This window comes from Pseudoruminococcus sp. (genome assembly GCF_047012705.1).
Lineage (GTDB): Bacteria > Bacillota > Clostridia > Oscillospirales > Acutalibacteraceae > Pseudoruminococcus.
In genome coordinates, this window is record NZ_JBKXNW010000002.1 from 152,186 (window position 1) to 177,221 (window position 25,036).

Here is a 25,036-nt window from a genome sequence, read left to right on the forward strand (position 1 = left end):
TCAATGAGCGATATAAAAAACAAAATTTTGTCAATAGATAAAAAAGTCGCAGCTATTGACGAAAAAATGAAGCAGCTTATGCTGCAAAAGAAAGAACTTCTCGGACAAAAAAAGGAGCTTGAGGAACAGGAAATACTTGATGTTGTCCGTAATAGCGGTGCAAGTGCCGAAAGCCTGAACAGCGATCTTGAGCTTGTTAAGCTGTTAAAAGACAACAATCTGACCAAGGAGGACATCATGGAGCTTATTGCCCCCACTCAAAACACAGAGCCAACATATCCGGCAAGCTCTCCTGCTTCTTCATTCACTACAAATATTTTTGGAGGTATCAAGGATGAAAATGATTAAGAGAATATCGGCAGTTATTTTTGCCGCTTTTATTGGTGCAACTGTCTCGCTTTCAGCTTTTGCTGCTCCCGAAGAAAGTACATTAACTTCTGAAGAAAGTTCCGGCACTACGGTACAAACATCAGAGGTTTCTGTACAGGATAACAGTGATGAAACATCAGACAATGGCAGTTCGACAAGTAAAGCAGAAAACAGCAATAATTCAGAAGAAAACAATTATAATTTTTCGGATAAAACAGTCGGTAATGCCGTACTGACTGCTAATGAGAACATCATTACTGACGATGGTAATTATCAGTTTATTGCAGCTACTACCCGTGACGGTAATGTTTTTTACATTATCATCGACAAACTGAAAACTACCGATAATGTCTATTTTCTCAATCAGGTTGATACATTCGACCTGAAGGCTCTGATGAGCAGCAGCGAAGATGGTGAAACAGTGAGAGTAGGTGATGATACTCAATTATCTGAAACTGTTGACGGTGAATCAGAAGAAAATAGCGAAGAAAATGAGGATAATGAAGATGAATCTGATAATTCTGACAGCATGAATTCATCTTTGATGCTGATTGGCGGCATTGCAGTAGTAGGTGTAATTGGTTTCGTAATCTTTAAGATGAAAAAGGGCGGCGGATTTGGCAAGAAAAAATCCGAACCGCAAATGCTTGATGATGACTTTGACGATGATGATGAAATAAACGAGGATAAGGAGTAAATCATGATACTTGTTATTGCAGAAAAACCGAGTGTAGCAAGATCTATTGCTGCTGTCCTCGGTGCCGATGAAAAGAAAAACGGATACATACAGGGTGGCAATTATCTGATTTCTTGGTGCGTGGGTCATCTGGTGTCTCTCGCAAACCCTGAACAGTATGACAATCGTTTCGGTGAAAAGCCTTGGAAGCTCGAAAACCTTCCGATCATTCCTGACAGTTGGCAGTTCAATCTTGAAACAGCTACAAGAGCACAGTTTGATGTTTTAAAAGATCTGATGTTCCGTTCCGATGTAACGGATATTGTATGTGCTACGGATGCCGGACGAGAGGGCGAATGTATTTTCAGATATGTGTATAACTATGCTCACTGCCGAAAGCCTGTCAAAAGGCTGTGGACTTCCTCCCTTGAGGGAAGTGCCATCCGTGCAGGATTCGCCAATCTGAAAGACGATAGCGAATATGATGATCTCTTTGAAGCAGGATATGCAAGAGCAAAAGCCGACTGGCTTGTAGGAATGAATGCGACAAGGCTGTTTTCTGTTGCATACCATTCCTTCCTATCAGTCGGCAGAGTGCAGACACCGACACTTGCAATGATAGTTGACCGTGATTATAAAGTGCGGAATTTCATTAAGGAAAAGTATTTTGCCGTTGACCTTGATTGCGGTGATTTCATTGCAACGTCTGTCAGAATTGATGATTACAAATCAGCTTATGACCTTTGTGCGATATGCAACGGCAAACAGGCTGTAATCTCCAATATACAGCATAACAGGAAAATAGCTAATCCTCCAAAGCTCTATGACCTTACAACGCTTCAGAGAGAAGCCAACAGGCTTTGCGGCTATACGGCACAGCAAACGCTTGATTATACCCAATCGCTCTATGAGCAGAAGCTTGTCACCTATCCCCGGACGGACAGCCAATATATCACAGAGGATATGGAACAGACTGCTCTGTCAATGGTCGATACCGTCTGCAAATGCTTTGACAGCTTTGCAGGTTATGTAAAATCTCCTGATATTAAACGCTGTATCAACAATGACAAAGTATCTGATCACCATGCAATTATACCGACTGCGGAAATACTGAATGCCAATATTGCGGCTCTGCCGTCAGGCGAGAGGAATATTCTCGCTCTGATCGCAACAAGAATGTTGCTTGCAACCTCTGAACCGCACATTTATGACAGCATAAAAATAATTGTGTGCTGTGAACAGCATGAGTTTTATGCAAGCGGTAAAACAATCGTCAGCAACGGTTATAAGGCACTGGAAAAGGCTGTAAAGGCAAATTTCAAGAACTCAAAATCTGATGTTGAGGAAGAAGAAACTATTTTCAAAAATCCAACCGTTGAGTTTTATGCTTCTGTTCCTGCCAAAGTTAGCGAACACTACACTGCACCTCCAAAGCAGTACACGGAAGATACGCTTTTATCTGCTATGGAAACAGCAGGAAACAGCGAATATGAGGACGGTTCAGATATTGAGAAAAAGGGACTCGGCACTCCTGCCACAAGAGCAGGAATAATTGAAACGCTTGTCAAGCGTGAATTTATTATCCGTGACGGCAAAAAGCTTATTCCCACCGAAAAGGGTATCAATCTGATAAAAACCGTTCCTGATGAAGTTAAATCTCCGAAAATGACGGCAGATTGGGAAACAATTCTGCAAGGCATTGAGAAAGGCACAGAAAGTGCCGATGATTTTATGAGCAGCATTGAAGCTTATACCCGTCAGCTCGTCAAGACTTATTCCGAAGCTGCTCCCAGCTCTGATCTGAGCTTTTCAAAACCAAGTATCGGTGCTTGTCCGAAATGCGGCAAAAAGATATTTGCTTATCCTAAATTATATAGCTGCGAAAGCGGTAAGAACGGATGCGGCTTTGTTATATGGAAAACCATTGCCGGAAAAGAAATCAGTCAGGCACAGGCTGAAAAATTGCTTACAAAGGGTAAATCAGACATTATCAAAGGCTTTACAAGTAAGGCAGGAAAAAAGTTTGATGCACGATTAAAGCTGAATTCCTCTACATTTTCTGTTGAATTTGAATTTGAAAATTACAAGAAAAAATGAAAAATACAGCACCCGAAAATTATTTAAGTCTTTTGCCTGAAATAGCTGCTCTGCTGAATATATCCGTTTCATCGGTAAAGCAGTACCCAACAGATATACAAAAAATACTGTGTGAGGTGTATATCAATAACTATCATTCAGATGAAATCTCTATCAAACAGGCTCTCGGTCAGATAGTGCAGCTTAACACCGAAACGGAAAAGCAGATTGAACAGGCACAGGAAGTTCCCAAAAGTCAGGAACAGAAAAAAAGGCTCTCGGCTCAAAGAATTTTGAGTCGGGAGCAATTATTACACAATGCGAAAATTATAGCAGAAAAAAACAGAAAAAGCAACTCCCAAAATCAAGAGGAACAGCTTAACAAGAATGGAGGAGCATAATGCCCAACAATATCATTTCAACAGAAAAACAGAAAGGTGACATTAACCAAAAAGATGTTACTTTGGACAGTTACTACGGAAGAAAAACGAATATCGAAAAACAGATTGTTCTTGATAGTAAATCAAAAGGGTTCGTGCTTGGTACATCAGGAAAATCAGGAAAAATCATTGACGGCAAGATATTTATATATTAAAAAAGCGTTTTGAGTTTGAATATCTTATAACATTTAAATCATTTTGTTCTTCTAACAATATACCTTCGTACAAAAATATGTATATCGCTTTTTCAAAATTAGAATAAAAAAGTTGTTCTGTACAATCAAGTGGAAGTAATATTCCATTTATGGAAGGTATATTTTGTTTCTTTCTTGCAGATACTCTATGGTTTCCGTCAATAACAAGATATCTCAATCCACAATGCAACAAACTTACCAATATAATTGGTTTTTCACAAGCAGAATATTCATTTACAAAGTTAAGTGTGGAAGGAATTGTATATTTTATAAAAGCATCGGAATTTTGTGTATTTTTAGTGGTAAACATATTTAACGGTAGTTCCTGCGATTGCTGATTATACGCAAAATTTATAGCTTTATCTATATCGAAATGGAAACGCATTTCCGAACTACCAATAAAAATAGACTCCCAAAATATCTTTTGATTTCCTATAAAACAAGTTTTATTAAATTCGGAAATATATGTATGGTATAATGCCAATTTCCAATTTTCAAAATAGTTATCTATATATGGAATATGTTTATATATTTTCTTGTTCATATCTACGGCTGCAAGCAAACTTTCTATACATATCTTGCAGTCAAAAAATTCTTTTTCTGTATAAAAATATTTCATATTTTTCACCTTAAACTTTAAACTTTTGTAAATGAATTATATCATAATGCGAAATAAATTTCAATAACGGAGGAAATAGAAATGCCTATCAAAGATAACACAGCTCCCGAACAGGAAAGTACAGTCAAAAAAGCAGTTACGGAAGATGAACAGGAAAAAAAGCCTTTATCCGTACAGAAGTCAGCCGAAACAAAAGATATGCCGAAGTATGAATTTTCAAATGTTTCAGAGGAACAGTTTGCGGATATTCAGCAAAGCGACAAATTCAATTATTCTGTTGAAATAAATCTGAATGAAGAATCTGCAAACTTTTATGTAGTCAATGGCGGTAAAGGCGGTATTTCTGAAAATGACAGAACAGAAAAAAATACAAATTTCTTTTCTGTAAAAACATCTGACTACAAAGATAAGGCTCAACAAAAAGGTACGCAACAAGATAAAGCCGAAAACGCTCTTGGTGTTGCAGCTTTATGTGCTGCTATTCCTAATGCCTTTGCAGAAAATCATGATATGCAGACAAGATTATTACATACAACTGCTGTATTTTCTGCCCTTGCTGAACAATTCAATTTTGATGATGTAAAGTCAGCAGTTGCAATAGGAATCATGGACAGATTAGCAGATTCAACAATTTCTGATCCGGCTAAAGATTGGGCAAGCAAATTACCTTTAACAGACACTTTAAAGCCTTTTGCAGACCAAAAGGGTACATTACCTCTTGATTTAAAATCGGGGTATTTAGGTGTGTTTGCCAAAAAGGTTGGTGCATGGGAACAAAGCCGAGAAGAAAAAAGCTCTGCCGTTTCCAGCCGTAAGGAAATTATCGGAAATAAACCGAAAGAAAATGAACATCAGAAGCAGCAACAGCAGCATGATAAATCAACACCAAAAAAGACTGATCAGTCCCTATAAATAACTTTTGCCCCACGGAGTGCCTCCGCTCCCAATAAACTTTTGGAAAGTTAATTTGTTCCGGTACATTATTTCTTTCAAAAAGTAAATCGGGTCCGGCAGCTTGCCGGGGGCAAAAGTCGGAGGTGAAAATAAATTCAATGCAGTTATACGGAAACGAAATATGGAACAATGCTACACCGAACAGCGAAAAAGCCGTTATGATAACTGAAAAAGGACATCTTGAAGCTGCTATCAAAGCATTGGATGAAACAGGGGTAAATTACTGCTATTATGTCAGAGATAATGAAGTGACAATAGCTTTTGCAAAAATAGCCGTTCAGAAGTCGGAACTTGAAAATCTTCGTAAAATTCCCGAACTTAGCAATCTTGCTATCGAACAAGCAAAGGGCAATTACACACCGAAAACCTCTGTCATCGGTAACACGGCGTACAAGGATATTCAGAACAGGCATTATCAGAAGCTTGAAACGGATTTAGCACTTAAAGTTGCCAATGAGCTTCATCAGAACGGTATTCATTTTTCAGGTAGGATTTACGGTCAATCAACAACGATTACGATTGACAGTGCTGATAAACAGGAATTTGAGCGTATAGTCAGAGATGTTGTAAATATCCGAAACAGCTATCAGCGTAAGCTTGAAAACATTGATAACATTTATAAAAAAATATCAGATATACCGGATAGAAGTCAGGTTATTCTAAAGCCGATTGCAGATATGTGTTATGCAAAAGGTGAGGAGTTTTCTAATCAATTCTTTTTTCTCATAGACGAAATAAATGATTTTACGGAAGAACAGCTCAGGCAATACACAGCTGAGTTTACAAGTATTTACGCACCGCTAAAAGACAGTGAATATTTATTTGCTGACAGAACAAGTCTTGACCGTCTAAAAGAACGGTTTAATCGAGAAAAACTATTCTCAGATATCACATATTTACGAGGTTACGATTCAGCACAAAAACTTGCTATGCAGAACCTTGTAAATATTGAATTACCTGAAAGCATACTAAATCTTATTGATTACACTTTTAGTCCTGACGATATACAGAAAATCGGAGATGTTTGGCAAAATAAAGAAAGGCTGTCCGATGCCTTTGATCGTATACATCAACATATTGCTGACGTGAAAGGATATAAATTGTCTGCATTACAGAACTATCTTCGTTTTGGTACATATCTTCCTGAAACAGCAGAGTTTGACCGTATCAAATACAAAACGGATTATTATTCAACAAGAGAAAACGCTGACGGCAGCATAATTTACAGAGTACCGATTGAAACAAATGTCGGTGTTCTGAACAGATTAGCCGAGAACGGTGTTATTGAAGAAGGTCTGAAAAATGCACATATGACATTAGAAAGTAATGGCAAAGAATACAATGTTATTTTGGCACTTGGTGAAAATGATGTTCGGCTCAGCAGTGTAGATATTGTCACCGTCCTGACTAACGGTGAGCAAAGAGTTGTTTTAGATGTTGTTAATGAAGTTGTTCGTCTGGAACAGGCAAAGCAGCTCGCACATGAAGCTGGTATGCCATTCAGCAGCAAATATTCTGAGGGTATTGATGAAGAAGATCCCTATGTCTACGACAGTACAATGTCACCGGAGGATAAAGAAAAGCAGCTGAATATGATGGAAGCCGCCGAACAAACTTACATTTCAGAATCATCTCTCGAAGATAATCAGCACGAAGGCTCTTTTGACAAAGCCGTACGCTTATTGCACGAATACTGTAAAAGAGAATTTGACACAAAAGCTAATCTCTCAAATTTAGACCACATTGATATCGGCTATACAACTGATGAGGTTTCGGACATAGATATACAGGTATATGCAGACCTTGAATCTTTTCGCATTGTTGTCGAATATGGCGGAAAGACAGCAAGAAAAGAATTGTTTGCTGATCTTGACAAGATGAATATTGCTCTTGAAAACATTGATTTTGAGGAGCTTATTTCATTAAGTGACGAAGAAAAGCGACTTTCAGGAGTTATGACGGATAAGGAGCAATTCTTTTCTGAATGTGACTTAGCAAAACTGCTTTCAAAAAGCTCTCTTGCGTGGGATGAAATAGAAAGCCTTGGATTTATTTTCTTTGATGAAGGTTATATAGACAGGCACACACCAAACGAAAAGGGACATTTCGGAAACGGAACAGTTGTCGATGAAGCAAAGGCTTTTGAATTGTCAAGACGATATCAAAGCGGAGAGGATATTTCAAAAGAGCTTACGGAGGGACTTTTTCTGTATGGAGATAGCAGTATTCCTGAAGCAAGAATTCCTTTTGAAGATAAATTTCTTGAAGATCTTGAAGTCAATATAACTGCTACAGAAAACAGCTATTCAGTTCAGTATCATCATCTCACTCGTGAAGTAACTTTTGAGAAAATGGCACAGGCTTATTTGCAGCACTTCAAATCTGAATATGAGGATATTCAAAGAGAATCTGCCAAAGAAGAAGCACAGATAGCAGCTAAAAAAGCAGTCAAAGAATTAGGCTACGACTTTGATATTGAGAAAGACAAATTTTTCTTTACAGAGTATGGTGTTGAAGAAATCTACTTTAATCCTGACAGTTCAAAGGGCGGACAGTTTGTTATCAGCCTGATCAGCTATGAGGATATTCTTGAAGCAGAAGCCGCAACCGTCAATATAAAAGAGGTTGTTCCACGAACAACGGCATTTTTTGAACAGCTTGAAGGCAATTCTAATCAGACGGCTGTTGATATTACGAGTGATGAATTCGGTGCTTATGTTGAACGATTTAATCAGCCTTTTGACCTTGAGGGCGGTAATACAAGTACGATGTATGACCTTATGGAAAGGGCAAGGGCAGAAATTGAACAGCGTAACAATACTGCCGTACAGAAGCAGGTACAGCCGTCACAGGAAAATGAAACAGGTACATACAAGATATATCAGATAAAATCAGGTGAAGAAAACCATTATAAGCGATTTGAAAGATTGGACAGACAGCCGGAGCCTGTCAATGTCAGGGATTATGACTTGGTTTATCAGGGTAACTTATCTGACGTTGACGGTGATGAAATCGAAGTCAAGTTAGAAGCTCTCTTTAAGAAATTCAATGTAGATCATCCTGCTGACTTTAAGGGACATTCGTTATCAGTGAGTGATGTTATTGTCATTGAAAATAACGGTAATCAGACGGCTTACTTCTGTGACAGTGTTGGCTATAAGGAATTGCCTGACTTTTTCAGGGAAATTGAACAGGAGCAAATAATCAATCCTTCCGAACAAGCAGAAATAGAAACAGTTGAGCAGAAACATGAATCAATACAGCCAAAAGAAGAGCAGACTGTATCCGTCTCTGAAGAAAGTCCGCAGCTTTCATTTGATGTTACCTCCACCATTCCCACAAAGAATGAGACTGACAATGATATTACGCTTGATATTTCAGATACAGCTGATATTCCCGAACAGGAAAAGGCGGCAGCTCCCAAAGCCGAAAATTTCCATATTACCGACAGCGAGATCGGTTCGGGAACACCCTTGCAGCGTTTTAATAACAACCTTGCTGCTATCCGACTTCTCAAAGAACTTGAAGCTGACGGCAGACAGGCAAGTCCCGAAGAACAGGAAACACTGTCACGCTATGTCGGTTGGGGCGGTCTTGCAGAATTTTTCAAAGAAAGTAATCCGCATTATCAGGAATTAAGAGATTTGCTGACAGAGGATGAATACAGCTCCGCAAGGGCAACAACACTTGATTCGTTCTATACATCCCCTGTTATTATCGACAGCATTTACACTGTCCTGCAAAACTCCGGCTTTGAGGGCGGCAATATTCTTGAGCCGTCAATGGGTATCGGTAACTTTTTCGGCAGAATGCCGCAGGAAATGCAGTCACAGTCAAAGCTGTTTGGTGTGGAAATTGACAGCCTGACAGGACGTATTGCAAATCAGCTTTATCCCGAAGCACACATTGACATCAAAGGCTTTGAAAAAACAAGTTTTAAGAACGGCTGCTTTGATGTTGCAGTCGGTAACATTCCCTTTGGCGATTTCAGCTTGCAGTATGACAGACAATCGCTGAAAATACACGATTACTTTTTCATGCAAGCTCTTGACAAGGTCAAGGACGGCGGTATTGTAGCCTTTGTTACATCAAAGGGAACGCTTGATAAGCGTGACAGCTCGTTCCGCAGAATGCTTGCAGAAAAAGCCGATCTAATCGGGGCAGTCAGACTTCCGAACACAGCCTTTAAGACCGCCGGAACGGAAGTGACCGCCGATATTATCTTTCTGCAAAAAAGGCAGTCACCGCCCGAAAAAATGCCCGATTGGGTAAATATCGGTGTAAATGAAAACGGATTGCCGATAAATCAATATTTTATTGATAATCCCGAAATGGTTCTCGGTGAGATCGTGCAAGGAAACAAAATGTACGGCAGAAATGATGATACTATGTGTGTGCCGTTTGAAAACAGCAGCTTGTCTGAGCTGCTACCCGAAGCGGTCAGCAAAATTCATGCGGTCTTTAACGCAACAGAAAATTATATTGTACCAATGGAAAACAGCGAAGTTCAGATACCCGATAGTATCAGGAATTACAGCTATTTTGAATATAAGAATAACATTTACACCATTGAAGATAACGAGGTTGTCAGTCTGAGGGATAGTTGGAAACGCTCTTATTCTCCTGCAAACATTGAACGAGCCAAAGCATACATACAAATCCGTGATACTGTGCGTGAGCTGCTTGCTGTTCAGCAAGAAACTGCTCCCGATGTAGAGGACAGAATAAAAGAATTACAAGCAAAGCTGAATACGCAATATGACAGCTTTTATAAAAAATACGGTCTTATGCACAGCCGCTTCAACTCTCAGCTATTCCGTGATGATTCGTCCTACCCTCTTATGCTTTCACTGGAGGATAAAGTCGATAAGGACAAGCTGATCAGGAAGTCGGATATTTTCTATAAACGTACAATCAGAGTCCCCGAAGTAGTTGACAAAGTAGATACACCGCAGGAAGCACTTGTCCTGTCCCTTGCCGAAAAAGGCAAGGTTGATCTTGAATATATGTCGGCTCTGACCGACTTACCGCAAAAGGCAATTATCAGTGATCTCAAGGGCGATATATTTCCTGTTCCCGAATTGTCACACGGCGAAAGCATTGTATATCAGACCGCTTCGGAATATCTTTCAGGTGACATTTACGCAAAACTCAGTGCAGCAAAATACGCTGCTGAAAGCAACAGTGCTTTTGCGGATAATATCTCTGCTCTTGAAGCTGCTGTTCCTACTCCGCTTACGGCAGGAGAAATTGACATAGAATGCGGTGCAACTTGGATTCCGAAAGAAATCTATCAGCAGTTTATGTATGAAACATTCAAAACAGCCGATGAACATCGTGCCGACCGTCCTCCCCGTTTTGTATGGCAGCAGCGAGGAAGAAAGAATATTGAAATAGACTATTCTCCCCATACAAACAAATGGAACATTTCAAATAAATCTGTAGATCATTCTGTTACCACTGATAAGACCTACGGCACAAAAGTAAAGAATGCCTATACCATTTTTGAAGCTGTTCTGAATCTGCATATTCCGAACATTACAAAAACTATCCCCGATCCTGATGATCCGTCAAAGGATAAAAAGGTTATGGATATTGAAGCGACAAAGCTTGTCAAGCGAAAAGCAGAAGCTATCAGGAAGGAATTTAAGGATTGGATATTCAAAGATCCTGAAAGGCGTAAAATGCTTGTTGATTTGTATAACAGACAATTCAACTGTGTTCGTCCGAGAGAATATGACGGCTCCCATCTTCAATTTCATGGTATGAATGCAGGTATCGAGCTGCACCAACATCAGAGAAATGCTATTGCTCACGCTATTTACGGCGGCAATACGCTTTTTGCACATTGTGTAGGTGCAGGAAAAACCTTTGAGATGATCGCAACGGCAATGGAAAGCAAACGGTTAGGATTATGCAGTAAGTCGTTATTTGCTGTTCCGAACCACCTGACAGAACAAGTCGGTGCAGATTTTTTGAAGCTCTATCCAAATGCACATATTCTCGTTGCCACAAAACAGGATTTCACAAAGCAAAACCGCAGCAAACTTCTTGCAAAAATAGCTACTGGTAATTACGATGCTGTTATCATCGGTCATTCCCAGCTCGGCATGATACCGATTTCTCCCGAACGACAGGAGAGAATGTATAAAGAGCAGATTGAGGATATTACACAGGGCATAGCAGAACTCAAAGAACAGAACGGCGAGAGCTTTCAGGTCAAAGCAATGGAGCGTACACGCAAATCCTTACAGCAGAAGCTTGAAAAGCTGTCCTCGTCAAAAAAAGATAACACAATGTACTTTGAGGAATTGGGAATTGACAAGCTGTTTGTAGATGAAGCACATGAGTTTAAAAATCTGATGTGTATAACCAAGCTGCAAAATGTATCAGGCATCTCAGGGCGAACTTCTCAGAGAGCAACAGAGCTGTTTATGAAGTGCCGATACCTCGATGAAAAAACAGGCGGTAAGGGTGTTGTATTCGCCACCGGAACACCTGTCAGCAACTCTATCACGGAGCTGCACACCATGATGAGGTACTTGCAGTACGATTTCCTATCAATGCACGGTATGCAGAATTTTGATAACTGGGTTTCTGTTTTCGGCAAACAGAAAACAGATTATGAGCTTGCTCCGACAGGAGATAAATTCAAAGCCCGTACAAGAATTGCAAGCTATGCCAATATGCCTGAGTTGATGACAATGTTCAAGCAGTGTGCTGATGTGCGGACAAGCGACAGTCTGAAGCTGCCTGTTCCTGACTGTGAGCTGCATATTGTCAATACAGAGCCTACACCGTTGCAGCAAGCAATGGTTCAAGAGTTATCCGCAAGAGCTGATGATGTTCAGAATGGCATTGTAGAGCCGCATGAGGATAATATGCTCAAGATAACGGGCGATGGCAGAAAGGTCGGACTTGACCCTCGCCTTGTTGACCCGTCACTGGAGGATAATCCTAACACAAAGCTGAATCAGTGCGTAAGCAATGTATTTCAGCTCTGGCAGGACACCGCCGCAGACAAAATGACACAGATCATTTTCTGCGATTTGGGTGTGCCGAAGCCAAATCAGACCGACAGCAGCAAGGACAGCGAAGCGGATGAGAAGTCTATGGCTGACATAGATTCTCTTGAAGAAAGCGGAACATTCTGTGTATATGATGATATAAAATCAAAACTGATTGAAATGGGTGTACCGTCAAAGGAAATTGCCTTTATACACGAAGCTAAAACGGAAGCACAGAAGTCGGAGCTTTTTGAAAAAGTTCGTTCAGGAGAAGTCAGAGTGCTGCTCGGCAGTACCGCCAAGATGGGAACAGGTACAAATGTACAGGACAGACTGATAGCCTTGCACGATCTTGATGTACCGTGGAGACCGTCTGATCTGGAGCAACGGAGAGGACGAATGGTCAGACAGGGCAATATCAACGACAAAGTACATCTTTACCGTTATGTTACCAAAGGAACATTTGACGCTTATTCCTATCAGCTTCTGGAAACAAAGCAGCGTTTTATCAGTCAGGTTATCACTTCAAAAACTCCTGCCCGTACTTGTTCGGATGTCGATCAGGAAGCCTTAACTTATTCCGAAATAAAGGCACTATGCACAGGCGATGAGCGTATCAAGGAAAAGCTCACACTTGAAAACAGAGTAAAGGAGCTGCAGCTTTTTGAAAAGGAATACCGTGATACGCATTTTGAATTAGAGGATAAGGTTACAGCTTATCCCGAAAGACGTGAACAGATTTGTGCCAGAATAGAAAAACTGGAGCATGATTTTGAAAAGTGCAAGGCAATACCCTTAGATGAAGAAAGCAAGCCTGTTTTCTCTATGACGATCAAAGGGACTGAGTACACAGACAAAAAAGAAGCTGCCGAAGTATTGAATAAGGCTTTGGATATTGTTTATACAGACCGTGACAGAACATTTCCTATCGGTGAGATATACGGCTTTCATATTTATGCAACCTATGATAGTAACAATGAATGTATCCGTGGCATTATCAAGGGTGAGTTAGAATATTCGGTAGGATTAAGTACCATGCCGTCTGTAAATGTAAGCAAATTTGAAAAGCTGGCAATGGGTATTGAAAAGCACCTTGATGAAGCACGAAAGAAGCTCACACAGGCAGACATTGACATTGAATCTGCAAAGGAAATACTTGCACAGCCTTTTGAATATGCACAGGAGCTTGCCGAAAAAACAGAAAGGCTTTCCGATTTAACGGACGAACTAAATACAGAAGCTGCCAAACGCTTGCAAAGCACAGAGAAACCGCCGAGAACGCATTATTTTGGCAAAGATATGATTTTATCTTCGCCAAAAAAAGAAGCCCCTAAACAGGCTCAGGAGCGATCTGTTGAACAAGAAAAGAACAAAAATAAAGGAGAAGCGATATGATTGAAATAACCAGTGGGTACATAAGGCTTATAAACTGTATTATATCAGCTGAAAAAGAAAGCAAATACAGAAAAAGAAAATCACGTACCAACAGAAGCATACAGAATATCCGAAAGGTATCAAAAACTATACAGACGAAAGGAAGAATAACCATATGAATATCATTGCATTAGTTGGAAGACTGACTGCCGATCCTGAGCTGAAGCACACCCAGTCCGGTGTTGCCGTATCGAGATTTTCGATTGCCGTTGACAGGGCATATACGAAACAGGGCGAAGAAAAACAGGTTGATTTTATCAATGTGGTTGCTTGGAGAAACTCTGCGGAATTTCTCTGCAAATACTTTTCAAAAGGTCAGCGTATCGGTGTACAGGGTTCTGTTAGAACCGGTTCATATATGGACGAAAACGGCATTAAGCGTTATACCTTTGAGGTCTATGCCAATAGACTTGAATTTGTGGAACGCAGGGACAACAGTTCAACGGCAGCACAGGATGAGGAGTATATTCCGAATGAGGATGATCTACCGTTTGACTGATTGCCATAAATGTCAATATCCACTTTTGCCCCACTGGGGCAGAAGTGGATGAGATAGTATTTCAAAGAAAGTGGAGGTATAAATGATGTACTATGTCTACAAGCAACCTGACAGCTTACCTTGTGTAACAGAACGTGAGCAAAATGGTATGGAGCTTATAGGAAAAGCGGAGAGTGCCGAGAACGCTAAAAAGATACTATATAACTATCTTAATAGTTTGTCACAAAAACATTGCGATGGTATCTTCCTTGGAAATTTTGGACAAGGTAAGCAATTTATCGTCAGATAGATGATACGCCCTTTTTATTTGTAGTAAAGTGGTTAAATCTGTAATCATAGAATAATAACATCTTTCGAATGGTGTTGACAATACTTTGCTTTTTATAACCTCATGAGAGTTCAATAAAAACATATTAATATATTCTTTGCTATTGATAATTGAATATGTTAATCGTTTATTGCTGTCTATCAACAAGAATTTTTTATTTCCCAAAGGAAATTCACAAGCAATAATTGGTTTATCCGTATATTCGAAATGATGTAATTTATAAAAAGGTGACCACTTTTGCCCCACTGGGGCAGAAGTGGATGAAATATACTTATAATCCTAATGTGTTGACAGAAAAAAATTGTTGATGTACTTGGATTAAAAGTAGATGATCTTTTGTAGCAATTATGAAGTTAAGACTATTTTCAGTAAAAGAAAGGCTGTAAATGAGGATCTCGTCAATAGAAGCGGCGGTCAAGACAGATCCTTCGGCAGTAAGCCATATAAACCAAGAAGATAAGGAGAATTATCATGGGATTTGATTTATATAAAATAACAGAAGAAGAAAAAGAGTATGCCGCTTTCAAGGCTCAGCAGCATCACAATGAAATCGAGCATCTATACAATTTGTCTTTACAATTTATAACTGAAATGCTATTATGTAATAAATTACAGATCCAAGATGTACCGGTTGAACTAAGGCTTTCTTACAGAACACTTTATCTTTCTGCGTTTAGAGCAAGTTCGCAAATATCTTCACAAAGATTTATGGAAGATATAGTCCTCTTATACGATGACCTAAAGCGAGATTTTGAAAATAAACAGAATTATAAAGAAATGCTTTTGTCGCATTTGGATCATTATGATATTGGAGGCGATAGTCAGTTTGAACATATTAAAAAAACTATTACAAAAGAAATATTGTCCCAATTGTATGATAGTAAGCCTTGATGAGAAGCTAAACTTAAAGCTATCCTCTGAAAATAAGGAGATGCTTCTTTTATAAATAATCTTACACTTTTCTCTGAATTTTATTTCCCAAAGCTATTGATTTTTTTTGACAGTTGACTTATAATATATTTGATGAATGCTGATTGCACATTCTATTAGTGCTCACCACTATGAGGGTAGACCATTACTATTAGTGCTCACCACTATGAGGGTAGATTGTTGTTATTAGTGCTCACCACTATGAGGGTAGACCGAAAGCAATCATAACATGAGGGAGGAAGTTGTGCTTTCTCCCTCTTTTGTTTGGAGAAATAATATGGAAGTATATTTTTATTACATAAAAGAAGATTATGTTGATTTTCTGAAGAAGTATGAAACTGCTAAAAGAGGCTTTACTTGTGTGCCTAACGCACAGTATTGGAACACTAATAAATTTACATTTGGAGCAGTTTTGGAAGTTAGTGGAGAGGAATATTTTGTCCCCGTTTCGTCTTATGATAAGAAACAACAAGATGTTATATTAATAACTGATAAAAACCCTAGAAACAAAGGAAATAAAGTTTTAGGCTCACTGCGTTTGGCATACATGATACCTGTTCCCAAAAGCTGTATCATCAAGGTTGATATAAATAAAATGCCAACGGAATACAGTAGAGTTCATGTAAGTAAAGAATTGGCATTTTGTAGAAGAAATCGTGATAAGATACAAAAACAAGCCCAAAAAACTTACAATAGGGTTGTCAGCAAACAATTTCCCGAACTAACACGAAATAGCTGCGATTTCAAATTGTTGGAGCAAGCATACGTTGTCTACTGTCAAGAACAAGGCATTGAGATTCCAAAAGATTTGAAAGAACAGAATTTAAATCAAGTTACTGCACGTCATAAATCCGAACTCGGGTCAGAGCCACCGATCAGCAACAATCAGTCTGTTTCACAGCAGAACCGGCAAGAACCATTCTATATCGGGAAAAAAGCAATTCTCGACTACAAGCCCTCCTCCAAGCAGCAGGAGCCGGAAAGCAGTCAAGAAAAAAGCGAACGTAACTATCGAAACAAAAATAACATAGAATAGCCGTCAAAAGCTTTCTGAAGCTCTCTGACGGCTATTTGTTGTTATCACAAGTAAATTCCCCCATTCTCGCTCTAAAACGTCTTACAGACGATTCTACGGCAAAATTTAAGCCGCCCGATGTGGGCGGCTGTTTTGTTATGCTGCGTAAAAGCTATCTCTGAGCATTTCCTCTGCTTTGTGTCGATTGCTCTGTTCCAGTGCTGCGTATTTATCCGTATCACCGAGCCGGAGAGCAAGCTGCATTTCCGGATCGTCTTTGCAAAGCTCACTGGTCTGACTGTCAACAGCTTTGTTGTATGCTCTGACCTTACGAAGTACATAGCTATAAAGGCGGCACTCGTTAAGCAGGTGCATAAGATAATCAGGCTTCTGATACATCAGGTAGTTGACAAGCCGTGCTTCATCCATTATCAGTGTTCTCTCGGAATACATTCTGTGCTTGCTGTCCCAGTGATAATAACGGTACATCTTGTTGTCAGGCTCGTTGATACATTCCTCTATGTAGCAGTAGGCAAGACTGGAATTTGCTCTTGTTTTGCTGAAAACCTTGTTATTCATATATCACACCTTCTTCTTTTTTTGTCTGATGATAAGGAAAGTAAATACTCCAACAATGACAACACCACAAATGATAATAATAGTTGTGGTAGAGTTGTCGTTATTGCTGTTTTCTTCCTGGGCAGGAGATTCTTCGGCTACCATAGAAGTATCAGCTTTAACCGTTTCCTCACTGACAGCAGCTATATCATCATCGGCTTTTACGGCACTTTCCTCTATTGCTGATTGATCTGCACTATCCGTTCTATCCTCAGAAACAGTAGCATTGGCATCAGATTCCGCTGATCTTTCTTTATCGGAATTGGCTTCTGACACTGTCATTTCTACAGCTGTGGATTCCTGAACCTCTGACACTGTTTCATCCTCACTTGCTTCTGTTGTTGATGATTCAGACTGTTCTGATTTCTCGGATACATCCGTGCTTTTATAGTAATAAGGCTTGCTGTAAGCTGGCACTTTTTTTACAAGTTTTCCGTTTTCATCATTACCTATAAACTGTTCTTTATCAACATCATATGACCATATAATCATGTTTGAGATATTTTCCGGAGAATACTGCATAAAGAGTATAACATCTCTGCTTTTCTGATCTTTAACAGTAGCTACCAAAATGTTTGAATCGTAAACTCGCAATTCTCCCTGTTTAGCTCCTGCTCCGTCAGTCCATCTCAGGTCTGAATCAGGATGTTCCTTGAGATATGCAGCTACTTCTTTGTCATACAAATCAATTTTCATGCCCTTATGCCTATTATTGTACCATTCCTTAAAATCCTTAAATCCTTCATCAACATCATAGCCGTAGATAGAAGTGATTTCAAGTTCTGATATAAACTTCTTTAATTCATCGTGCATTAAAGAAGCTTCTAATCCTGCAAAGGAATGATCTACTTCTTTCCATATTTCATTGAATCGTTCATCATCCGAAAGTGCCACCAGATCTTTTCCTAAAGCAAATGCCGTTGTTGCAAGAGTAGCAAGGCTCACGGCAGCAACCATAACAGCAGCGATTATTCTTCTTACAAATTTCATAATAAAAACACTCCTTTTGTTTTTTCGGGCAAAATAAAAGGCACACAACCGAAGCCGTGTGCCCGAAAAACACAAGACTTCATTGTCGCCAAACAAAACCCAAGAACAGCACAAAAGCGTGTCAAGGTAAAGCCTGTGTTTTTACCGAGAAAAAACACACGCTAAGTCTGCTCTTAGTGAGTTTCGTTTGGCACTTTTATCTTATCATAATTCTTGCTGTTTTGCAATACATTTACTCGGTCTGTCCTGCAAAATACATTCTCAAAGCTGATTCTATAATAGAACTGATTTGTTTTTTGTCAATATTTGTAAAATACCGCTCAAAAACTTCGCCGTCAATCTTGATAGATTTGCCTGACAGCTTCTTTTCCTGTTGTTCTCCATTCAGAATACTGACCATATAGTCGACGTAATCTTGTACACCAGAGACGTTTCTAAGCTGCTTGGCTGTTTTTTCGCTGATCTTTCTTGACATTCCTCCTGTTGCATAATCTGTGTTGGTTCGATAAAGCTGCTCCTGCTCCTCGTCACTGAGATAGGACAGCTCAACGGCAGCTCTGACCGACAGTTCACCGTTATCTACCCAGTCTTTCAGTCCTTCATGCAGCTTATCTACACGGAGCAGTCTTGCAACGGTGTTTCTGCTCAGACCATATTCTGCACCCACCTCCTCTCTTGAATTATGTTTCTGTTTCTGATCCGCCTTGCCCTCAAGCTCCAAAAGCTCGTTGATAATGTCATTACGCTTGCCTTGCGAAAACATACTTTCATAGCGAAGTGCAAGCACCTGTGCCTGTTCCGATGTTTTCAGCTCGTTAAATCCTCTCTGAAGAAGATTGCTCTCAATAACATAAATCTCGGCTTCTTCCTCCGTCAGATTTTCCTTTATGATAGCCGGAACACATTCCTGTCCGGCTATCTTAGAAGCGTTCCAACGGTTATGCCCGATCAGAATTTCGTAATTGCCGTCCTCTAACGGCTGTACGATAATTGGTGTCATAACACCGTTTTTGCGAATGCTCTCGACCATATCGTCAAGCCGTTCGCCTTCGTACAGCGTGAATTTATGGTTGTGATACGGAACAAGCATATCGACAGGTATCTGCTTGATTTGGTTTTCCTGCGACATCATAGCCCCGAAATTGAATTGTGTCATTGTCTTTCCCTCCGTTTCCTGTTTTTGCAGATATTCTTCCTTAACCCAGTATCTGATATGCCGTGCTGCCATACTCCATGACATTGAAATAACAGTATCACCTGAACTATTGAGAGGTCGCTTTAAATCAATTTCTATTTGGTCAGACTTGCACATTATCTGATATGGAACAAAACATTTTTCAAGAGCTATTCCACCGAATGCGTGATGCTGACCAATATGTTGTTTAAACAACTCGGTATATTCCTTATGACTCAGAAACCGTGCCTTTTGTATTTCTAAATCGGTCAACAAGAGAAATAAACCTCGTTTGATTTCATTTGCATACGCTGTGCCGTCCCATTTCATTTTGCTCTTCTTTAATAACTTACACTGATAAGTGCAAACACCGTTACTCCTATGTAAACACCAATCGCTACGCCTATCATAATTCCAATCCAAAAATCCATATCACTCTACTCTTCTTCCATTTCAATTATAGTGTTATGCTCTACAAGGTGTTTCTTCAAACGTCTGAACGATGACCAAAACGGAGAGTAATCAATATAGGTGTACTGGTTCTTTACTTCTTGTCTTGCTTGTTTGCTCCTGATCTTATCAAGGTCTTTTTTAGCAACTGCACACCTCTTTGAAGGACACATAAATCTGCGTCTTATTTCGCAATCTGTAGTTGCCCATTCAAGTTTGAATCTGCCATCCACATATACAACAGTGTACAGTTTATTGCCCTCTCGCTGATTTATAAGCCATATACAATAATCATCTGCTTTCAGTTTTACTATTGAACCAAGTTCAAACAAACGAAACTCGATTTTATCCCACATTTCATCATTCATAGTCTGTATATCACTTCCTCCGCAACCGCCTTGTATTCCTTGCCTAAACGGTTCTTGTAAAGGCAAAGACTTCTGTGTTTGTTGGTGCTTTCCGTGGCTTCTGTGGCTCTGTGGATAACCGTATTGAACAGTTCATCAGGATAGGCTTCTTTCAGCTTTTCGATTACACGCTTGCTTGCGTTGGTGTGGTCAACCATTGTCGGCAGCACTCCGATCAAGCTCAGTTCCGGTTTCAATGTAGCCTTAACCTGATCAAAGATACTGTTCAGCATACCAAGACCGTCAAAGGCGAATTTCTGAGCCTGAACAGGAATGATAATGCCGTTGCTTGCAACAAGTGCGTTCATCAGCAGCACTCCAAGAGAGGGCAGACAGTCGATAATGATATAGTCGTAATCACTGATCAGCTCCTTTGTCAGCATACGCTTCAGCACCGTTTCTCTCGATAACGCTCCGGCAAGATAGCAGTCTGCATTGGCAAGATTGATGTCGGACGGTATGTAATCAATATCATTCAGCTCGTTATGCCTGATATACTGTTTAACATCGGTGAGCTTCTTACCCTGACCAATAGCTACCATCATCAGATGGCTGATTGTCGGCAGATCGTCAATAGGTTCTCCCTCGTCATTGGTAAAGCCGAGATAGGTTGACAAGTTCGCCTGTGGGTCAAGGTCGATCAGCAGCACACGTTTTCCTGTGAGCCTGAGTGCCACACCTACATTCATGGCTGTTGTTGTCTTGCCGACACCGCCCTTCTGGTTTGCAATAGAAATAATTCTGCACATTGTTAATTCCTCCTGTTTACAAAACATTATCCTTGTTTCGGCTCTGCTCTTTTTTCGGAGCATTTGTTGCCTTTTCGGAAATGATCTTAGTGTTTCTCTTTATATCTTTGACTGACAAAACAGCTTGCTGCTGTTGTTTTGAGGATTTGTCAGGCTGCTTACCGTCCTGCTCTTTGGCAGGAGCTTTGACCTTTTGATGTTTGAAAACGAACATCAAATCAAATGTTTCACCGATATTTGTAACATCAAACTTCCGAACACATTGTTTCAGCCAAGGGAGAGATTTGTTCAATTTTCTGACAATACCCGTTATCTCTGTATTCGACATGGGTTCTTTGGAGATATACCCCGACCACTGTCTATGCTTAAAACCGTTGCTTTTCAAAAAACTGCCAATTTGTCTATACCCCTCCATATAAACAAACGGATTCTTTGATTGAAAGATTTTTTGCAGAGTTTTTGTGTCCAGATCAAAGTTTATGGCTTTTTTGTATTTTTTCATAATCTGTTTCTCTTTTCAAACTCAGCAGCTTCTTTAAGTACATCCTCCGGCTCATTCTCGTTCTTATCGAACCACAGACATTTCAAAACGTATTTCTTAAACCAAGCCTGATCATACAATTCCCAAATACCATTCCAAAAACCGCCATAATCCTTGTTCGTTCCTCTGTCAATAAAAATGATATGGTTCGGAGTATCCGTCTGAACCTCTTTGAGGTGATATTGCTTGAACATATCACGAATGTATGTGTAAAGCGTTTCGGGCTTGTATTCATGGTCTGCAATAATCTTTTCCTCGTTCAAGAGGATTTCTACTTTAAATCTGAACATTAAAACTACCTCCTAATATTCTGTTCCAAACTTTTGCCCCACTGGGGCAGAAGTTAAAACGGGTCATTCTCGTCTGCAAACTGCTCCGATACTTTGAGTAGCTCCTGCATATTAAGCTCCTGCTGACGGTATTTCAAAGCCAAATCTTTACCGAAGTATTTCGGGTAAACTGTATCGTCCTCGGTGAGAATACCCACACCTCTGATAACCGTATCTTTATCAATGAAAAACTCACTTTCTTTCAGCAAGCCGATAACGGTAACTTTATCGCCGTCTTTCAGCTTACCCCTGATTTCATTAACAAGGCTGTCATCATAGCACCGGACGGCAACTGTCTGTCCTGCTGCGTATTCAAGCGTAAAGGAAAGCAACTCCTCTTTGACCTCTTCTGTAACCTGTCGTGAGGTGTAGCTTATGTTGCTTACTGTTCCGATTTTCGTGATTACATTCATTTCTCTTCTGTCCTTTCTTCCGGAGATATGTTATTGTGTTCTTCCTGCCATTTTCTTTCATCCTTCTCGTCCTGCTTGCGACACATATCTTCCAAAGAACAGAACGGAGGAAGATTAACATTTATCCAACCATGATCTGTGTACATAATTGCCATTCAAATAACACCTCCTATGCCATTGCCTCCTCAAGGTATTCCAAAACTTCGTCTAAACCTGAAAAGGCATTATCAAGATTGTCAACAGCATTTTCAGCTGCTTCATATCTTTCAGAACCCTCAAGGTTTTCGGGAATGTTTTCAAACGCTTCCTGTTCTTCATCAAAAATAGTTTCCAAATTTGACTTTACTTCTTCAATAGCCGCATAGATTTTCTGCAAAGCCTTTCTTCTTGAATTATTCATAATCCTTTCCCTCCTGTTTTTCCTCTATTTGCCTTACAAGTGGTATTATACATCATAGTGGTACTATTGTCAATACCCGTTTTCAGATTTTTTTATTTTTGTTTTTTCTTGACTTATACTCAATAGTGGGGTATAATCAGGTATAATATTAAAAACAAGGGAGAATTATATGAAAACCTTTACTTGTAAAATGTGCGGCAAGGAATTTGAAAGTAGTGCCAATCATGCTGATTACTGCGTTGAATGCCGTGCGGAACGGCAGCGTATCCGCACAAGAACCTATACAGCAAAAAAGAAAAACAACGAAGAAACTAAAACAGTCGGTCGGGCTGATATATGCGAGTTTTGCGGCAAGCCCTTTATCCGTGCAAGCGGCAGTCAGAAGGTTTGCCATAACTGCCGTGAGCAGTATAACAAAAAGCAAAATCAGAAGCCACATGACGATTATGTATCAAGAAACTATGATGTTATCAAGGTGTATGTCAAAAAGGGCGAGAGGGCAAAGCTGAAGGAAATTGCCGCAAGTACAGGAGCAAGTGTTAATGAGCTGATAAACTATGGAATTTCTCTTGCTGTTAAGGACGTTTTGGATGCTCAAAAGGATAAAGCCCAAACAGAATCAGAGGAATGACTATTCCAAAGTTCCGTTGTTTCGCTGCTTGGTCTGGTCGATTGTTTTCAGATATTCGTTAAGAGAAGTCTGTGCAAACTCTATCTCTTTCAGCTCGGCAATAATACGCTTATAGCTTTCGTTCATCTCTTTTCTTTGTTCTATCAGGGCTGTACGCTCACGCTCCAAAGCTTCAATACTTGGCAGCTTTTTATCAGGATAAAGCTCCGTCAGATTTTTAACAACGCTTTCGTATTTATCTATTGCGGAAGCGTTTTCTTTTTTATATCGCTTACTCAATCCGCTCTGACGATAACCGTCATAGACAGGCTTATATTTTTTATAAGCTCTCAGCAGCTTTATACGGTCTGAGAGATCGTCAATCAGACCTTGTGTTTTGTTCAGCTGAGTAACAATAATCATGCGATTGTTGTATGTAGATGTTGCTCTGCTTTCAAGCTCATGTTCGCTATGGATTTGGTGAGTAGAAAGAAAGTTTATCAGCCTTGAAACCTCCTGCATATTTTTGATTTCTGCCCAGTTCAACAAGCCTTTGGAAGTCCGAAAAACTTCATTTGATGTATCAATGATTTTCGTATGTACATTTCGTCCACTGACACCCGTTTTAAGAAAAAGATATTGCTCAATTCTTTTTCTTATCTGCGGCTCGTCATAATACCATCCGAGAGTACGTCCTCTTGAAAATCTTTCTTGACCTTCCATGCGGAATTTTATCTTGATGACATTCTGAGGAGTGTAAACACATTCGATATTTTTGGCTCTGATCTTTTCAAGAAAATCATCAAAGCTCTCGCTCTGCATAATCGTTTCATCAATCGCATTTCGGAGTTTAGACTTCCACGATTTTCCCTGTGTATCCTGCTGCCATTCGTAATAACATTTGCCCTTATTCTCCTGCGGATTTTCGATAACAGATATACCGTTTTCTCTGCACAATTCATCACTGGCATTTCGTAAATTCTCCCACGATTTACCGCCACGGTTTTCCGTATATTCAAAGCTTTTGAAATCCTCAAAGCTGATGTTATTGAAGATGATATGATTGTGGATATTATCCTTGTCAATATGGGTAGCAATGATGTACTGAAACTTCCCTTTCAGAAATTTTTCCGCAAGTTCTTCTCCGATTTTTATAGCCTGTTCCGGTGTAACTTCCTTGCCGTGAAAAGACTGATAGATGTGCTGTGCAAGCACTGTTCCTCTGCCACTGCCGAGGAAACGAATTTGCATAAATTCCTCAGCTGCTTTTTCAAAATCCGCTGAGCAGTTGAAGCTGTTGATGTATAAGCCCTTTTCGGTCTTATCGGGATTCATAATATACGCTATTGCTTTAGAGAGAGTAGTACGGATTGGATGGACGTTAGTGACTGCCATATCTCGTTTACCACCTCTTTCAGATAATCAAAATCATCATCATACATTCGGCTCGTTGCATTAACTCTGATCGCCATCTGATTGATGTTCTTTTGTATGCCGACAAGAGATTTCCGCAACTTTTTCAATTCTTGATTATCGTAATTTACTATTACTCCTGTGATAGCCATTTTGCGAAGATATGCTCCTGTGGAACGACTCTCCGCAAGCTTTGCTTTTTTCAGAATGAAGTCACGTTCATCCTCCGTAACACGAAAAGATATTTTTACTTTTCGACTTACTGTGTTTTTCAAAAAATCACCTCCAAATGCTAATCGATATTAGCGGAAAATCTGTCAGCTGCAACGGGGTCTTAGGGGCTGTCCCCTAACAAGCACAATGCCTGACGGAACGGAGGGCATTTTTGCGAAGTGTCCGAC

25 protein-coding genes are annotated in these 25,036 nt (G+C 39.8%); 12 read left to right on the forward strand and 13 right to left on the reverse strand.

What is annotated here, in order from left to right; genetic code table 11:
- The first annotated feature begins 3 nt into the window (after positions 1-3).
- From ACLU24_RS02580 to ACLU24_RS02600, 5 genes are read left to right on the forward strand one after another with little or no spacing between them, the layout of a single operon-like run.
- Positions 4-348 carry a hypothetical protein gene (locus tag ACLU24_RS02580; RefSeq protein ID WP_412610120.1) on the forward strand — a complete coding sequence of 115 codons (345 nt, stop codon included), beginning with the start codon at positions 4-6 and terminating at the stop codon, positions 346-348.
- Positions 335-1,066: a CD1107 family mobile element protein gene (locus ACLU24_RS02585; RefSeq protein ID WP_412610121.1), complete on the forward strand. Its 732-nt coding sequence runs from the start codon at positions 335-337 to the stop codon at positions 1,064-1,066. The genes ACLU24_RS02580 and ACLU24_RS02585 overlap by 14 nt, the downstream gene beginning before the upstream one ends.
- Before the next feature lie 3 nt (positions 1,067-1,069).
- Positions 1,070-3,142, forward strand: a complete 2,073-nt coding sequence (locus ACLU24_RS02590; protein ID WP_412610122.1) for a type IA DNA topoisomerase — start codon at positions 1,070-1,072, stop codon at positions 3,140-3,142.
- Positions 3,139-3,522, forward strand: a complete 384-nt coding sequence (locus ACLU24_RS02595) for a hypothetical protein (protein ID WP_412610123.1) — start codon at positions 3,139-3,141, stop codon at positions 3,520-3,522. The genes ACLU24_RS02590 and ACLU24_RS02595 overlap by 4 nt, the downstream gene beginning before the upstream one ends.
- Entirely contained in the window at positions 3,522-3,716 is a 195-nt protein-coding gene (locus ACLU24_RS02600; protein WP_412610124.1) for a hypothetical protein, read from the forward strand. The genes ACLU24_RS02595 and ACLU24_RS02600 overlap by 1 nt, the downstream gene beginning before the upstream one ends.
- On the opposite strand, the gene ACLU24_RS02605 is transcribed toward ACLU24_RS02600, so the two are convergent.
- Positions 3,706-4,374, reverse strand: coding sequence for a hypothetical protein (locus tag ACLU24_RS02605; protein ID WP_412610125.1), 669 nt, complete (start codon positions 4,372-4,374; stop codon positions 3,706-3,708). The genes ACLU24_RS02600 and ACLU24_RS02605 overlap by 11 nt on opposite strands.
- A gap of 81 nt (positions 4,375-4,455) precedes the next feature.
- Here ACLU24_RS02605 and ACLU24_RS02610 point away from each other — a divergent pair, with 81 nt between their 5' ends.
- The 6 genes from ACLU24_RS02610 to ACLU24_RS02635 all read left to right on the forward strand — a co-directional run bounded on the left by ACLU24_RS02610 (position 4,456) and on the right by ACLU24_RS02635 (position 16,562).
- Positions 4,456-5,286: a hypothetical protein gene (locus tag ACLU24_RS02610; RefSeq protein WP_412610126.1), complete on the forward strand. Its 831-nt coding sequence runs from the start codon at positions 4,456-4,458 to the stop codon at positions 5,284-5,286.
- 140 nt (positions 5,287-5,426) lie between these two features.
- Positions 5,427-13,730: a YodL domain-containing protein gene (locus tag ACLU24_RS02615; protein WP_412610127.1), complete on the forward strand. Its 8,304-nt coding sequence runs from the start codon at positions 5,427-5,429 to the stop codon at positions 13,728-13,730.
- A 154-nt stretch (positions 13,731-13,884) separates the two neighbouring features.
- On the forward strand, positions 13,885-14,268 hold the full coding sequence (locus ACLU24_RS02620; RefSeq protein ID WP_412610128.1) for a single-stranded DNA-binding protein: 384 nt from the start codon (positions 13,885-13,887) through the stop codon (positions 14,266-14,268).
- 82 nt (positions 14,269-14,350) lie between these two features.
- A complete protein-coding gene (locus ACLU24_RS02625; protein WP_412610129.1) occupies positions 14,351-14,557 on the forward strand; it encodes a hypothetical protein in 207 nt (68 codons plus the stop codon).
- A gap of 510 nt (positions 14,558-15,067) precedes the next feature.
- A complete protein-coding gene (locus ACLU24_RS02630; RefSeq protein WP_412610130.1) occupies positions 15,068-15,487 on the forward strand; it encodes a hypothetical protein in 420 nt (139 codons plus the stop codon).
- A gap of 316 nt (positions 15,488-15,803) precedes the next feature.
- Positions 15,804-16,562 (forward strand): type III toxin-antitoxin system ToxN/AbiQ family toxin, encoded by a 759-nt coding sequence (locus tag ACLU24_RS02635; RefSeq protein ID WP_412610131.1) that lies wholly within the window; start codon positions 15,804-15,806, stop codon positions 16,560-16,562.
- A gap of 135 nt (positions 16,563-16,697) precedes the next feature.
- Here ACLU24_RS02635 and ACLU24_RS02640 read toward each other — a convergent pair whose 3' ends face one another.
- The 10 genes from ACLU24_RS02640 to ACLU24_RS02685 all read right to left on the reverse strand — a co-directional run bounded on the left by ACLU24_RS02640 (position 16,698) and on the right by ACLU24_RS02685 (position 22,612).
- A complete protein-coding gene (locus ACLU24_RS02640) occupies positions 16,698-17,120 on the reverse strand; it encodes a hypothetical protein (RefSeq protein WP_412610132.1) in 423 nt (140 codons plus the stop codon).
- Positions 17,121-17,123: 3 nt separating this feature from the next.
- The gene (locus tag ACLU24_RS02645) at positions 17,124-18,149 is read right to left on the reverse strand and encodes a hypothetical protein (RefSeq protein WP_412610133.1); all 1,026 of its coding nucleotides are present in this window, start codon (positions 18,147-18,149) and stop codon (positions 17,124-17,126) included.
- A 232-nt stretch (positions 18,150-18,381) separates the two neighbouring features.
- Positions 18,382-19,653 (reverse strand): ParB/RepB/Spo0J family partition protein, encoded by a 1,272-nt coding sequence (locus ACLU24_RS02650; protein WP_412610134.1) that lies wholly within the window; start codon positions 19,651-19,653, stop codon positions 18,382-18,384.
- Between the two features lie 107 nt (positions 19,654-19,760).
- Positions 19,761-20,141, reverse strand: coding sequence for a hypothetical protein (locus ACLU24_RS02655; protein WP_412610135.1), 381 nt, complete (start codon positions 20,139-20,141; stop codon positions 19,761-19,763).
- The gene (locus ACLU24_RS02660) at positions 20,138-20,929 is read right to left on the reverse strand and encodes a ParA family protein (RefSeq protein ID WP_412610136.1); all 792 of its coding nucleotides are present in this window, start codon (positions 20,927-20,929) and stop codon (positions 20,138-20,140) included. The genes ACLU24_RS02655 and ACLU24_RS02660 overlap by 4 nt, the downstream gene beginning before the upstream one ends.
- 16 nt (positions 20,930-20,945) lie before the next feature.
- On the reverse strand, positions 20,946-21,431 hold the full coding sequence (vapD, locus tag ACLU24_RS02665) for a VapD family protein (RefSeq protein ID WP_412610137.1): 486 nt from the start codon (positions 21,429-21,431) through the stop codon (positions 20,946-20,948).
- Entirely contained in the window at positions 21,428-21,760 is a 333-nt protein-coding gene (locus tag ACLU24_RS02670) for a hypothetical protein (protein WP_412610138.1), read from the reverse strand. Before ACLU24_RS02670 ends, vapD begins: the two co-directional genes overlap by 4 nt.
- Positions 21,761-21,813: 53 nt before the next feature.
- On the reverse strand, positions 21,814-22,212 hold the full coding sequence (locus tag ACLU24_RS02675; RefSeq protein ID WP_412610139.1) for a hypothetical protein: 399 nt from the start codon (positions 22,210-22,212) through the stop codon (positions 21,814-21,816).
- Positions 22,209-22,367 carry a hypothetical protein gene (locus ACLU24_RS02680; RefSeq protein WP_412610140.1) on the reverse strand — a complete coding sequence of 53 codons (159 nt, stop codon included), beginning with the start codon at positions 22,365-22,367 and terminating at the stop codon, positions 22,209-22,211. Before ACLU24_RS02680 ends, ACLU24_RS02675 begins: the two co-directional genes overlap by 4 nt.
- 14 nt (positions 22,368-22,381) lie before the next feature.
- Positions 22,382-22,612 (reverse strand): hypothetical protein, encoded by a 231-nt coding sequence (locus ACLU24_RS02685; RefSeq protein ID WP_412610141.1) that lies wholly within the window; start codon positions 22,610-22,612, stop codon positions 22,382-22,384.
- A 169-nt stretch (positions 22,613-22,781) separates the two neighbouring features.
- On the opposite strand from ACLU24_RS02685, the gene ACLU24_RS02690 reads away from it, so the two are divergent.
- Complete coding sequence (locus ACLU24_RS02690) at positions 22,782-23,243, forward strand: hypothetical protein (protein ID WP_412610142.1); 462 nt, start codon at positions 22,782-22,784, stop codon at positions 23,241-23,243.
- Here the strand turns inward: ACLU24_RS02690 and ACLU24_RS02695 are convergent, their stop codons facing one another.
- Positions 23,244-24,617, reverse strand: coding sequence for a relaxase/mobilization nuclease domain-containing protein (locus ACLU24_RS02695; protein WP_412610143.1), 1,374 nt, complete (start codon positions 24,615-24,617; stop codon positions 23,244-23,246).
- Positions 24,566-24,910 carry a plasmid mobilization protein gene (locus ACLU24_RS02700; RefSeq protein WP_412610144.1) on the reverse strand — a complete coding sequence of 115 codons (345 nt, stop codon included), beginning with the start codon at positions 24,908-24,910 and terminating at the stop codon, positions 24,566-24,568. The genes ACLU24_RS02695 and ACLU24_RS02700 overlap by 52 nt, the downstream gene beginning before the upstream one ends.
- Between the last annotated feature and the right edge of the window lie 126 nt (positions 24,911-25,036).